The following is a 12,993-nucleotide window of genomic DNA, read 5'->3' as shown; positions in this document are numbered from 1 at the left end:
TCGAGGCTTTCTCGGCCAGCAGCAGGGCTTGACGCTCTTCGCCCAACCCGCACTTCTTTCTCTTTGCGTGCGCGGCGGGGGCAAAATCGTCGACGAAAAAAAACGGCACCCGAAGGTGCCGTTCTTGTCAGCTGGTAGCTAGTGTTACGCTTCGTCGCCGTGATGATGCTGGGCTTGCGTTTCGATGTCCTGCAACGCTTCGGCAGCTTCGCCGGCCATCGAGGCTTTCTCGGCCAGCAGCAGGGCTTGACGCTCTTCGACTTCCCACGCTTCTTTTTCCTTGCGTGCGCGGTGGAAGGCCAGGCCGGTACCGCCAGGGATCAGGCGGCCGACGATGACGTTCTCTTTCAGGCCACGCAGACCGTCGCGCTTGCCCATGATCGCCGCTTCCGTCAGCACGCGGGTGGTTTCCTGGAACGATGCGGCCGAGATGAACGAATCGGTCGACAAGGAAGCCTTGGTAATACCCAGCAAGACGTTTTCGTAGGTCGCAGGAATCTTGTTCCCGGCTTCCATCAAATCGTTCTGATCCAGCAGTTCCGAACGTTCCACCTGCTCGCCAACGATGTAGTTGGTGTCGCCGGCATTGACGATCTGAACCCGGCGCAGCATCTGACGCACGATCACTTCGATGTGCTTGTCATTGATCTTCACGCCTTGCAGACGGTACACGTCCTGTACTTCGTCGACGATGTAACGCGCCAGCGCTTCGATACCCAGCAGACGCAGGATGTCTTGCGGATCGGCCGGGCCGTCCACGATCATCTCGCCTTTGTTCACGACCTGGCCGTCATGCACCAGCACTTGCTTGTCCTTGGTAATCAGGAACTCGTGCTTGTTGCCGTCCATGTCCGTGATTTCCAGGCGCTGCTTGCCTTTGGTTTCCTTGCCGAACGCAACCGTACCCGTGACTTCCGCCAGCATGCCGGCGTCTTTCGGGGAACGGGCTTCGAACAGCTCGGCCACGCGTGGCAGACCACCGGTAATATCGCGCGTTTTTTGCGATTCGGTCGGGATACGTGCCAGCACTTCACCAACCGATACCGCCTGGCCGTCTTTCACCATGATCAGCGCGCCAACCTGGAAGCCGATCGCCACCGAGTGTTCGGTGCCGGCGATCTTGACTTCTTCGTTCTGGTCGTTGATCAGCTTGACTTGCGGACGCAGCGTTTTGGTCAGCGAACCGCGACGTTTTGCATCGATCGCCACCAGGGTGGACAGACCGGTCACTTCGTCGACCTGGCGGGCTACGGTGACGCCTTCTTCGACGTTCTCGAAACGCACTTGACCGGCATATTCGGTAATGATCGGACGGGTCAAAGGATCCCATGTTGCCAGCGCCGTGCCGGCCTTGATGACCAGGCCGTCCTTGACGATCAGGGTCGCGCCGTAAGGTACTTTATGACGCTCGCGCTCACGGCCATGGTCGTCGGTGATCAGCACTTCGCCGGAACGCGAAATGACGATTTGCGCGCCCTTGCCGTTCGTCACGTAACGCATGGTTGCCGTGAAGCGGATGGTACCGTTCGATTTAGCTTCCACCGACGATGCCACTGCCGCACGCGACGCCGCACCACCAATGTGGAACGTACGCATGGTCAGCTGGGTACCCGGCTCACCAATCGACTGCGCTGCAACCACACCGACGGCTTCGCCGGCATTGACCAGCATGCCGCGGCCCAGGTCGCGGCCATAGCACTTGGCGCACAGGCCGAAGCGCGTGTCGCAAGTCAGTGGCGTACGGACCTTGACTTCGTCGATCGACAGACGCTCGATCTCTTCGACCATGTCTTCGTCCATCAGGGTGCCGGCTTCGTACAGTGTTTCCTGCGATTCAGGATTGACGACATCGTGCACCGTCACGCGGCCGAGGATACGGTCACGCAATGGCTCGATGACTTCACCGCCTTCAACCAGCGCTTTCATCAGGGCGCCGTTCATGGTGCCGCAATCATCTTCGATCACGACCAAGTCTTGCGTCACGTCGACCAGACGACGCGTCAGGTAACCGGAGTTAGCCGTTTTCAGCGCCGTATCGGCCAGACCTTTACGAGCGCCGTGGGTCGAAATGAAGTACTGCAACACGTTCAGGCCTTCGCGGAAGTTCGCGGTAATCGGCGTTTCGATAATCGAGCCATCCGGTTTCGCCATCAGGCCACGCATACCGGCCAACTGGCGAATCTGGGCTGCGGAACCGCGCGCGCCGGAGTCGGCCATCATGTAAATGGCGTTGAACGATTCCTGCGTCGACTTGGTGCCGTCGCGGCGGATCACGTCTTCGACCTTGAGCTGGTCCATCATGGCCTTGCCGACTTCATCCGAGGTCTTGCCCCAGATATCGACTACCTTGTTGTAACGCTCGCCGGCGGTCACCAGACCCGAAGCATACTGCTGCTCGATCTGCTTGACTTCCGATTCGGCCGCCGCGATCAGCGTGACTTTTTGTGGCGGTACCAGCATGTCGTCGACGCAGATCGAGATACCGGCACGTGTCGCCAAGCGGAAACCCGATTGCATCAGTTTGTCTGCGAACACCACGGTGGCACGCAGGCCGCACTTGCGGAACGACGTGTTGATCAGCTTGGAAATTTCTTTCTTTTTCAGCGCGCGGTTCAGCACCGAGAAAGGCAGGCCTTTCGGCAGGATTTCCGACAGGATCGCACGACCGATGGTGGTCTCGTAGCGAGTTACCGTTTTTTCGAATTCGCCGGTTTCGGCGTTTTTCGGGTATTCGGTAATACGCACGGTCACGCGGGTCGTCAGTTCGACTTCCTTGTTGTCGTAGGCGCGGATCACTTCCGACACGTCAGGGAACATCATGCCTTCGTTCTTGGCATTGATGGCTTCACGCGTGGCGTAGTACAGACCAAGCACGATATCCTGCGACGGCACGATCGACGGTTCGCCGTTCGACGGGAACAGGATGTTGTTCGACGCCAGCATCAGCGTGCGCGCTTCCATCTGCGCTTCGATCGACAGTGGCACGTGGACCGCCATCTGGTCACCGTCGAAGTCGGCGTTGAATGCGGCGCAGACGAGTGGGTGCAGCTGGATGGCCTTGCCTTCGATCAGCACCGGCTCGAAAGCCTGGATACCGAGGCGGTGCAGGGTTGGTGCGCGGTTGAGCATGATCGGATGTTCACGGATCACGTCTTCCAGGATGTCCCACACCACTGGTTCCTGAATTTCAACCAGTTTCTTCGCTGCCTTGATGGTCGTGGCCAGGCCCATCAGTTCCAGTTTATTGAAAATGAATGGCTTGAACAGTTCCAGCGCCATCAGTTTCGGCAAGCCGCACTGATGCAGTTTCAATTGCGGGCCCACGACGATGACCGAACGACCGGAGTAATCGACGCGTTTGCCCAGCAAGTTCTGACGGAAACGACCGCCCTTGCCCTTGATCATCTCGGCCAGGGATTTCAGCGGACGCTTGTTGGCGCCGGTCATCGCTTTGCCGCGACGGCCATTGTCCAGCAGCGAATCGACCGCTTCTTGCAGCATGCGCTTTTCGTTGCGCGTGATGATCTCTGGCGCGCGCAGCTCCATCAGACGTTTCAGGCGGTTGTTACGGTTGATCACGCGGCGATACAGATCGTTCAGATCCGAGGTCGCGAAACGGCCACCGTCCAGCGGGACCAATGGGCGCAGTTCCGGCGGCAGCACCGGCAGCACTTCCATGATCATCCAGTCAGGCTTGATGCCCGAACGCTGGAACGCTTCCAGTACTTTCAGGCGCTTGGCGTATTTCTTGATCTTCGCTTCGGACTTCGATTCCTTCAGTTCCACGCGCAAGGTCTCGGCATCGCGGTGGATGTCGATCGAGCGCAGCAGTTCACGGATACCTTCGGCGCCCATGAAGGCGGTGAAGTCGTCGCCGTACTCTTCGTACTTGGCGGCGTAGTCGTCTTCCGACATGATCTGGCACTTTTTCAGCGGGGTCATGCCTGGATCGGTCACGACATATGCTTCGAAGTACAGCACGCGTTCGATGTCCCGCAACGTCATGTCGAGCACCATGCCCAGGCGCGATGGCAGGGACTTCAGGAACCAGATGTGGGCGGTAGGCGAAGCCAGTTCGATGTGGCCCATGCGCTCGCGGCGCACTTTGGCCAGCGTGACTTCGACGCCGCATTTTTCGCAGATCACGCCGCGGTGTTTCAGGCGCTTGTACTTGCCGCACAGGCACTCGTAGTCCTTGATCGGGCCAAAGATCTTGGCGCAGAACAGGCCATCGCGTTCAGGCTTGAAGGTACGGTAGTTGATGGTTTCCGGCTTTTTGACTTCGCCGTAGGACCACGAACGGATTTTCTCAGGCGAAGCGAGACCGATCTTGATTGCATCGAAGGTCTCGTTGGTCTGTACTTGCTTGAATAGATCGAGCAGTGCTTTCATGTATCACTCCAGAGGTGATTAAATTTCTATATTCCTGAGACTACATTGCCCGGCATGGTTTCCCAGCCGGGCTTTGTGTTTCCCAAACCAAATGACAGAGCTTGTCGTTTAGTTGCGTTCGAGGTCGATATCGATACCCAGCGAACGGATTTCCTTGACCAGCACGTTGAACGATTCCGGCATGCCGGCGTCGATCACGTGATCGCCCTTGACGAGGTTTTCGTACACTTTGGTACGGCCATTCACGTCATCGGACTTGACGGTCAACATCTCTTGCAAGACATACGACGCGCCGTATGCTTCCAGTGCCCACACTTCCATCTCACCGAAGCGCTGACCACCGAACTGGGCTTTACCGCCCAGCGGCTGTTGCGTCACCAGCGAGTAAGGACCGGTCGAACGCGCATGCATCTTGTCGTCGACCAGGTGATGCAGTTTCAGCATGTGCATCACGCCGACAGTGACCTTGCGCTCGAATGCTTCACCGGTGCGACCGTCATACATGGTCACCTGGTTTTTCGACGGGGTCATGCCGAGGTTCTTGGCAATCGCGTCAGGGTAAGCCAGGTCCAGCATGCGGCGGATCTCTTCTTCGTTGGCGCCGTCGAACACTGGGGTGGCGAATGGAACACCTTTTTTCAGGTTTTCCGCCAGCTTCATGATTTCTTCGTCGTCAAACGCGTCCAGATCTTCAGCGCGGCCGTTCTCGTTGTAGATCACGGTCAGGTACTTGCGCATTTCTTCGGCTTGCGTGTGCGCCTTCAGCATTTCGCCGATACGGATGCCCAGACCCTTGGCAGCCCAGCCCAGGTGAGTCTCGAGAATCTGACCAACGTTCATCCGCGAAGGAACGCCCAGCGGGTTCAGCACCACGTCGGCTGGCGTGCCGTCGGCCATGTATGGCATGTCTTCCACAGGAACAATACGGGAAACCACACCCTTGTTACCGTGGCGACCTGCCATCTTGTCGCCCGACTGCAGGCGGCGTTTCACGGCCAGGTAGACCTTGACCATTTTTTGCACGCCTGGTTGCAGCTCATCGCCTTGCGTCAGTTTCTTGCGCTTCTCTTCGAAGGCCAGGTCGAACTGGTGACGCTTCTCGTTGATCGATTCCTTGATCGCTTCGAGCGCTACCGCTGCATCGTCGTCCGCCGGGCGGATGTCGAACCAGTGGTATTTGTCCAGATCGTCCAGGTATTCCTTGGTGATCTTGGCGCCTTTGGCCAGCTTTTTAGGGCCGCCGTTGACAACTTTGCCGATCAGCATTTTTTCCAGACGCTGGAAGGCATCGCCTTCAACGATACGCATCTGGTCGTTCAGATCCAGGCGGAAGCGTTTCAGTTCGTCATCGATAATCTGCTGGGCGCGTTTGTCGCGCACGATACCTTCACGGGTGAACACTTGCACGTCGATCACGGTACCGATCATGCCCGAAGGCACGCGCAGCGAGGTGTCTTTCACGTCCGAGGCTTTTTCGCCGAAAATCGCGCGCAGCAGCTTCTCTTCCGGGGTCAGCTGGGTTTCGCCTTTAGGCGTTACTTTACCAACCAGAGTATCACCGGCTTGTACTTCGGCGCCGATGTAGACGATACCGGATTCATCCAGGCGAGCCAGCTGGTTTTCAGCCAGGTTCGAGATGTCGCGCGTGATTTCTTCCGCGCCCAGTTTCGTGTCACGTGCCACCACCGACAACTCTTCGATGTGAATCGAGGTGTAGCGGTCGTCCTTGACGACGTTTTCCGAGATCAGGATCGAATCTTCGAAGTTCAGACCATTCCATGGCATGAAAGCCACGGTCATGTTCTGGCCCAGCGCCAATTCACCCAGGTCGGTCGATGCGCCGTCGGCGATCACGTCGCGCTTGGCAACACGGTCGCCCACTTGCACGATAGGACGCTGGTTGATATTGGTGTTCTGGTTCGAACGGGTGTACTTGATCAGGTTGTAGATGTCGACGCCCACTTCACCAGCTTGCGCTTCGTCATCATTCACCCGAATCACGACACGGCCGGCATCGATGTAATCGACGATACCGCCACGCAATGCCTGCACGGTGGTGCCCGAGTCGACCGCAACGGTGCGTTCGATGCCAGTACCGACCAGCGCTTTTTCAGGACGCAAGCAAGGCACAGCCTGGCGTTGCATGTTGGCACCCATCAATGCACGGTTCGCATCATCGTGTTCGAGGAACGGAATCAGCGAGGCTGCGACGGAAACGATCTGGCCTGGCGCCACGTCCATGTACTGGATGCGCTCTGGCGACACCAGAATCGTTTCGCCAGCTTCACGGGCCGATACCAGTTCATCGCTCAGCATGCCTGCGTCGTTGATGGTCGCATTCGCCTGGGCGATGATATAGCGGCCTTCTTCGATGGCGGACAGGTAGTCGATCTGGTCGGTGATCTTGGAGCCTTCGACCTTGCGGTACGGGGTTTCCAGGAAGCCGTATTCATTCAGGCGGGCATACAAGGCCAGCGAGTTGATCAGACCAATGTTCGGACCTTCCGGTGTCTCGATCGGGCAGACGCGGCCGTAGTGGGTCGGATGCACGTCGCGCACTTCAAAGCCGGCGCGTTCGCGTGTCAGACCGCCGGGTCCCAGAGCCGATACACGGCGCTTGTGGGTAATTTCCGACAGAGGATTGGTTTGGTCCATAAACTGCGACAGCTGGGACGAACCGAAGAACTCGCGAATTGCGGCCGAAATCGGCTTCGAGTTGATCAGGTCGTGCGGCATCAGGTTGTCCGCTTCGGCTTGGCCGAGGCGTTCCTTGACAGCGCGCTCAACGCGCACCAGGCCGGCGCGGAATTGATTCTCGGCCAGTTCGCCCACGCAACGTACGCGACGGTTACCCAGGTGATCGATATCGTCGACTTCGCCGCGGCCGTTGCGCAGTTCCACCAGGATCTTGATCACGGCCAGCACGTCGTCGTTCGACAGCGTCATGGCGCCGGTCAGTTCATCGCGGCCAATGCGGCGGTTGAACTTCATGCGGCCGACAGCCGACAGGTCGTAGCGGTCCGAGTTGTAGAACAGGCCGTTGAACAGGGCTTCCACCGAATCTTCGGTTGGCGGCTCGCCTGGACGCATCATGCGGTAGATTGCCACTTTCGCGGCCATCTGGTCGGCAGTGTCGTCGATACGCAGGGTTTGCGAGATGTACGCACCCTGATCCAGGTCGTTGGTGTACAAGGTCTGGATTTCGGAAATGTTGGCATCGCGCAGGCGGCCCAGCAGGTCTTCGGTCAGCTCATCGTTGGCGGAAGCGACAACTTCACCGGTATCGCCATCGACGATGTTCTTCGCCAATACGCGGCCCAGCAGGTAGTCTTCCGGTACGGAAATGTGCTTGATGCCGGCAGCTTCGATATCACGCACGTGTTTCGCGTTGATACGCTTGTCTTTCAGCACCAGGGTCTTGCCCGACTTGTCGACGATGTCAAAGCGCGCAACTTCGCCGCGCAGACGCTCGGAGACGAATTCCATTTCCGCGCCTTCGGAGCGCAGGTTGAAATTGTCGAAGACGAAGAAGTTCGCCAGGATCTGCTCGTGCGACATGCCGATGGCTTTCAGCAAAATCGTCACAGGCATCTTGCGGCGGCGGTCGACGCGGAAGAACAGGATGTCTTTCGGGTCGAACTCGAAGTCCAGCCACGAACCGCGGTAAGGAATGATACGCGCGGAGAACAGCAGCTTGCCCGACGAGTGGGTCTTGCCGCGGTCGTGTTCGAAGAACACGCCTGGCGAGCGGTGCAACTGGGAAACGATGACGCGCTCGGTGCCATTGATAACGAACGAACCGGTGGTCGTCATGAGCGGCAATTCGCCCATGTAGACTTCCTGTTCTTTCATTTCCTTGACGACCGGCTTGGTCGGCGATTCCTTGTCCAGGATCACCAGGCGCACTTTCGCGCGCAGCGGCGACGCGAACGTCAGGCCACGTTGTTGACATTCTTTGACGTCAAAGGCAGGATCACCGAGGACGTACGACAAGAATTCGAGACGCGCAAAACCATTGTGCGACACGATAGGGAAAATCGAAGTGAAGGCCGACTGCAGGCCATCGTTCTTGCGGCCGGACGGTGCTATGTCCTCTTGCAAGAAACTATGATAAGACTCGAGCTGGGTCGCCAGCAGGAACGGAACGTGGTGAACGTTGGCGCGCTTCGCGAATGATTTGCGAATGCGTTTCTTCTCAGTAAATGAGTAGTGCATGGACACTCCGTGAGTGACAGAAAGGATAGAAAATTCAGGTTTTGCAAGTGCTCAGTTGCAACATTCGCGGCTGCGTGTGACACAGACGAAACCTCAAGGCTCTGCTTTCCGGCTTGAATCGAATAAAAACTGCGGCTTACGACGACGTTACAACTACTACAAATACGATACAGACGACAAAGGAGCCAAAGTCGGATTTCCCCCCTTGCGAGGGGAAACCTCAGACTTTGACTCGGGCGCTAACTGACGCCAGTACAGATATTACTTGATCGAAGCGGTTGCGCCGGCTTCTACCAGTTTCTTCTGTGCAGCTTCAGCGTCAGCTTTCGACACTGCTTCTTTCACAGTTTTTGGTGCGCCATCGACCAGGTCTTTAGCTTCTTTCAAGCCCAGGCCGGTGATTTCGCGAACTGCTTTAATGACGCCAACTTTGTTCGCGCCGAAGCTGTCCAGAACAACGTTGAATTCGGTTTGCTCTTCAGCAACAGCAGCTGCTGCGCCGCCGGCTGCAGGAGCCGACATTGCTGCTGCGGATACGCCGAATTTTTCTTCGAAAGCTTTGACCAGGTCGTTCAGGTCCATTACGGACATGGCGCTAACTGCTTCCAGGATGTCGTCTTTGCTAATTGCCATTTTGAAACTCCTAAATTTATTACGTTAGTTACATCAGATTGGTACTGAGAGAAAAAAGCGCGCGCTATTAAGCGGCTGCTGGGGCTTCTTCTGCTGCTGCTTCTTCTGCAGGAGCTTCGGCGCCTTCGCCTTTTTTCGCTGCCAGGGCAGCCAGACCACGTGCAAAGCCCGAAACCGGAGCCAGCATAACGCCCAACAACTGCGCAATGAGGACTTCACGGCTAGGAATGCTCGCCAACGCGGTGACAGCAGCTGTATCCAGCGGCTTGCCTGCGTAGTTACCTGCTTTGATGACCAGTTTGTCGTTGGTTTTAGCAAAGTCAGCGATGACTTTAGCTGCTGCAACGGCATCGGCCGAGATCGAGTAGATCAACGGGCCGGTCATGGCATCTGCCAGGCTGGCGAATGCGGTACCTTCAACGGAGCGACGAGCCAGAGTGTTTTTCAACACACGCAGGTACACGCCTTGGGCACGCGCTTTAGCACGCAGTTGCGTCAAGTGACCAACCTGGATGCCACGATATTCGGCCACGACGATGGTTTGCGCATTTGCTACTTGTGCGGAAACTTCGGCGACAACGGCCTTTTTGTCATTCAGATTGAGACTCACGGTCAACCTCCTTAAATGATGTTCAGCGATCACAACCGAGTGGTTGAGCGCCTTGCATCGGTTCGAACACGGCGTCCGAAGTCAAGAAGTACTAAACTGAGCGGATGGATTCACGCAGCATGAGGACTACAAAACTTGTTCGGGTACACCATCTGCGTTGGGCACTGGCCGTTGCCGGCCAGCCTATTAACCTTCTGCATGTGTGATCGCAGTCGGCCCAACGGTCTTTGATTGTCTGCCGGCACGGTGCAACACCATGCCGACAGCCCAAAGATGCGCCCGCAGCGCCCGGAGGCGCGCGGGACTTGATTCTTTACTTAAGCTGCCAGGCTAGCCTGGTCAACACGGACGCCAGCGCCCATGGTCGACGACAGCGAAACTTTGCGCAGGTACACGCCTTTGCTCGATGCTGGCTTGGCTTTGTTCAGCGCGTCGATCAGTGCGACCAGATTCGACTTCAGATCTGCGTCAGCGAACGATTTACGGCCGATGGTAGCGTGGATGATACCGGATTTGTCGGTACGGTACTGAACTTGACCGGCTTTCGCGTTTTTCACGGCGGTAGCGACGTCAGGAGTAACAGTGCCAACCTTCGGGTTAGGCATCAGGCCGCGTGGGCCCAGGATCTGACCCAGGGTACCAACGATACGCATGGTATCTGGCGAAGCGATAACGATATCGAAAGGCATGTTACCGGCTTTGATCGATTCAGCCAGGTCTTCCATACCAACGATGTCGGCGCCAGCAGCTTTTGCCGCTTCCGCTTTTTCGCCCGACGCGAATACAGCCACGCGTACGGTCTTGCCGGTGCCAGCTGGCAGCACGACGGAGCCGCGAACAACCTGGTCGGATTTCTTAGGATCAACACCCAGTTGTACCGATACGTCGATCGATTCATTGAACTTGGCGGTTGCGCACTCTTTGATCAGAGCGACAGCGTTGTCGAACTCGTACGCTTTGGTACGGTCAACTTTGGCTTTGAAAGCCTTGATACGTTTGGATAACTTAGCCATTATACAACACCTTCCACCGTGATACCAATCGAACGTGCGGAACCAGCGATGGTGCGTACGGCAGCATCCATGTCGGCAGCGGTCAGATCAGGGGTTTTCAATTTAGCGATTTCTTCAGCTTGTGCGCGGGTCAGCGTACCGACTTTGTCGGTATGTGGTTTCGGCGAACCTTTGGTGATCGCAGCAGCTTTTTTGATCAGGTAGGTTGCTGGTGGCGTCTTCATCACGAACGTGAAGGACTTGTCAGCAAACGCGGTGATCACGACTGGAATCGGCATGCCTGGCTCCAGACCTTGGGTCTGTGCATTGAAGGCTTTGCAGAATTCCATGATGTTCAGGCCACGTTGACCCAGAGCTGGACCGATTGGTGGGGATGGGTTTGCTTTACCAGCTGGTACTTGCAGCTTGATAAAACCAATGATTTTCTTTGCCATGATGGCTCCTATCTTGGATTGAGTAGTAGCGCCCCGCCGATCCTACCCTGGCGGGGCTCCTCTGACCGGATTTCGCAGTAACCTTTGCGACGCTCCTGGTGGCGCTTGATACAGACTTAAACTTTTTCGACCTGGCCGAATTCGAGTTCCACCGGGGTAGCGCGACCGAAGATGGTGACCGACACGCGCACTTTGGATTTCTCGTAGTTGACTTCTTCGACATTGCCGTTGAAGTCGGTGAACGGGCCATCCTTGATGCGCACTTGCTCGCCCACTTCGTACAAGGTTTTCGGACGGGGCTTTTCAACACCTTCCTGCATCTGGCGCATGATGGCATCGATCTCGCGCGCGGAAATCGGCGTCGGCTTGTTCGATTTGCCACCGATGAAACCGGTAACCTTGCTGGTATTTTTTACCAGGTGCCAGCTCTCGTCCGTCATTTCCATTTCTACCAGTACATAACCAGGGTAGAAACGGCGTTCGGTAACCGACTTGACACCATTCTTGACTTCAACTACTTCTTCGATCGGCACCAGGATCTGGCCGAACTGGTCTTGCATGCCGGCGCGTTCGATGCGCTCGGTCAGTGCACGCATGACGCTTTTTTCCATGCCGGAATAAGCATGCACGACGTACCAGCGCTTGCTGCTGACCGGTACGCTCAGCGCTGCGCCAGATTCCGTTGCCGGAACGTCGCCAGCTGGTGCCGCGTCATCTTGCACATTTTCGCTCATTATTTTTTCCAACCCAGAATTACGTCATACAACAGAAACTCAAGCAATTTATCCGTGCCCCACAGGAAAATCGCCATGACCAGCACAAAAGCAAACACAATCGCGGTGATCTGCGTGGCTTCTTTGCGGGTAGGCCAAACGACTTTCTTGGTCTCGCGCACGGCTTCTTTGGCGAAATTCAGGAATTCACGGCCGGTCGTCGAGACATACAAGAGCGCAACAGCAATAACCAAACCAGCCACAAGCGCGCTTGCACGCACCAGAGCTGGTTGGCCTGCCAGGTAATAAAACCCGACTACTCCTGCAATCGCAGCCACTATTGCCAGCGCGACTTTTATCTTGTCACTCGACGTGCTAACGGTTTGCACGGATTGATTTGACATTTTTCTACTTTCGGTGCCCTGCACCTTGACGGTGGCAGGGACGGAGGGCCTCGAACCCCCAACCTTCGGTTTTGGAGACCGACGCTCTGCCAATTGAGCTACGTCCCTACGTAAAACTTTTGTGGAGTGCTATTCTACCACCTGAGACGCCCCAGGTGGAAGCCTAACATTTCCTTATGCGAGAATTTTTGCAACCACGCCGGCGCCGACGGTACGACCGCCTTCACGGATAGCGAAGCGCAGGCCTTCTTCCATCGCGATCGGGTTGATCAGCTTGACAGTGATCGATACGTTATCGCCTGGCATGACCATTTCTTTGTCTGCTGGCAACTCGATCGAACCAGTCACGTCCGTCGTACGGAAGTAGAACTGTGGACGATAGTTGTTGAAGAATGGCGTGTGACGGCCGCCTTCGTCTTTCGACAGAACATAGATCTCGCCGGTGAAGTGGGCGTGTGGCTTGATCGAGCCTGGTTTTGCCAGAACTTGACCACGTTGCACGTCTTCACGCTTGGTGCCGCGCAGCAGCAGACCAACGTTGTCGCCTGCTTGACCTTGGTCCAGCAGTTTGCGGAACAT

Annotated in this window: 9 protein-coding genes and 1 tRNA gene; all 10 read right to left on the bottom strand. The window is 56.6% G+C overall.

The annotated features are described in order from the left end of the window. Positions 1–144: 144 nt before the first annotated feature. Positions 145–4,392, bottom strand: coding sequence for a DNA-directed RNA polymerase subunit beta' (gene rpoC, locus AC0Z42_RS29510; RefSeq protein WP_485471613.1), 4,248 nt, complete (start codon positions 4,390–4,392; stop codon positions 145–147). Between the two features lie 108 nt (positions 4,393–4,500). Then, positions 4,501–8,607, bottom strand: coding sequence for a DNA-directed RNA polymerase subunit beta (gene rpoB, locus AC0Z42_RS29505; protein WP_485471612.1), 4,107 nt, complete (start codon positions 8,605–8,607; stop codon positions 4,501–4,503). Between the two features lie 261 nt (positions 8,608–8,868). Then, complete coding sequence (gene rplL / locus AC0Z42_RS29500; RefSeq protein WP_485471611.1) at positions 8,869–9,240, bottom strand: 50S ribosomal protein L7/L12; 372 nt, start codon at positions 9,238–9,240, stop codon at positions 8,869–8,871. 67 nt (positions 9,241–9,307) lie between these two features. Further along, entirely contained in the window at positions 9,308–9,850 is a 543-nt protein-coding gene (gene rplJ, locus AC0Z42_RS29495; RefSeq protein WP_071079796.1) for a 50S ribosomal protein L10, read from the bottom strand. Positions 9,851–10,167: 317 nt separating this feature from the next. Beyond that, positions 10,168–10,863 (bottom strand): 50S ribosomal protein L1, encoded by a 696-nt coding sequence (rplA, locus tag AC0Z42_RS29490; RefSeq protein WP_485471610.1) that lies wholly within the window; start codon positions 10,861–10,863, stop codon positions 10,168–10,170. Further along, the gene (rplK, locus tag AC0Z42_RS29485; RefSeq protein ID WP_034753131.1) at positions 10,863–11,297 is read right to left on the bottom strand and encodes a 50S ribosomal protein L11; all 435 of its coding nucleotides are present in this window, start codon (positions 11,295–11,297) and stop codon (positions 10,863–10,865) included. The genes rplA and rplK overlap by 1 nt, the downstream gene beginning before the upstream one ends. Positions 11,298–11,413: 116 nt before the next feature. Continuing rightward, entirely contained in the window at positions 11,414–12,031 is a 618-nt protein-coding gene (nusG, locus tag AC0Z42_RS29480; protein WP_485471609.1) for a transcription termination/antitermination protein NusG, read from the bottom strand. After that, positions 12,031–12,414 carry a preprotein translocase subunit SecE gene (secE, locus tag AC0Z42_RS29475; RefSeq protein WP_010394308.1) on the bottom strand — a complete coding sequence of 128 codons (384 nt, stop codon included), beginning with the start codon at positions 12,412–12,414 and terminating at the stop codon, positions 12,031–12,033. Before secE ends, nusG begins: the two co-directional genes overlap by 1 nt. Before the next feature lie 32 nt (positions 12,415–12,446). Then, positions 12,447–12,522: transfer RNA gene (locus tag AC0Z42_RS29470), tRNA-Trp, on the bottom strand. A gap of 66 nt (positions 12,523–12,588) precedes the next feature. Next, a partial coding sequence (locus tag AC0Z42_RS29465) for an EF-Tu C-terminal domain-related protein (protein ID WP_010394306.1) occupies positions 12,589–12,993 on the bottom strand: 405 nt, incomplete at its 5' end.

It is taken from the genome of Janthinobacterium sp. 1L-D-8-B-C4, from assembly GCF_057291295.1.
This window is presented reverse-complemented; position numbering and strand designations above follow the sequence as displayed.

What these genes read in the sequence shown, in the direction of transcription:
- rpoC (WP_485471613.1), bottom strand. Translation starts at nt 4,392, where the DNA reads ATGAAAGCACTGCTCGATCTATTCAAGCAAGTACAGACCAACGAGACC.
- rpoB (WP_485471612.1), bottom strand. Translation starts at nt 8,607, where the DNA reads ATGCACTACTCATTTACTGAGAAGAAACGCATTCGCAAATCATTCGCG.
- rplL (WP_485471611.1), bottom strand. Translation starts at nt 9,240, where the DNA reads ATGGCAATTAGCAAAGACGACATCCTGGAAGCAGTTAGCGCCATGTCC.
- rplA (WP_485471610.1), bottom strand. Translation starts at nt 10,863, where the DNA reads ATGGCTAAGTTATCCAAACGTATCAAGGCTTTCAAAGCCAAAGTTGAC.
- rplK (WP_034753131.1), bottom strand. Translation starts at nt 11,297, where the DNA reads ATGGCAAAGAAAATCATTGGTTTTATCAAGCTGCAAGTACCAGCTGGT.
- nusG (WP_485471609.1), bottom strand. Translation starts at nt 12,031, where the DNA reads ATGAGCGAAAATGTGCAAGATGACGCGGCACCAGCTGGCGACGTTCCG.
- secE (WP_010394308.1), bottom strand. Translation starts at nt 12,414, where the DNA reads ATGTCAAATCAATCCGTGCAAACCGTTAGCACGTCGAGTGACAAGATA.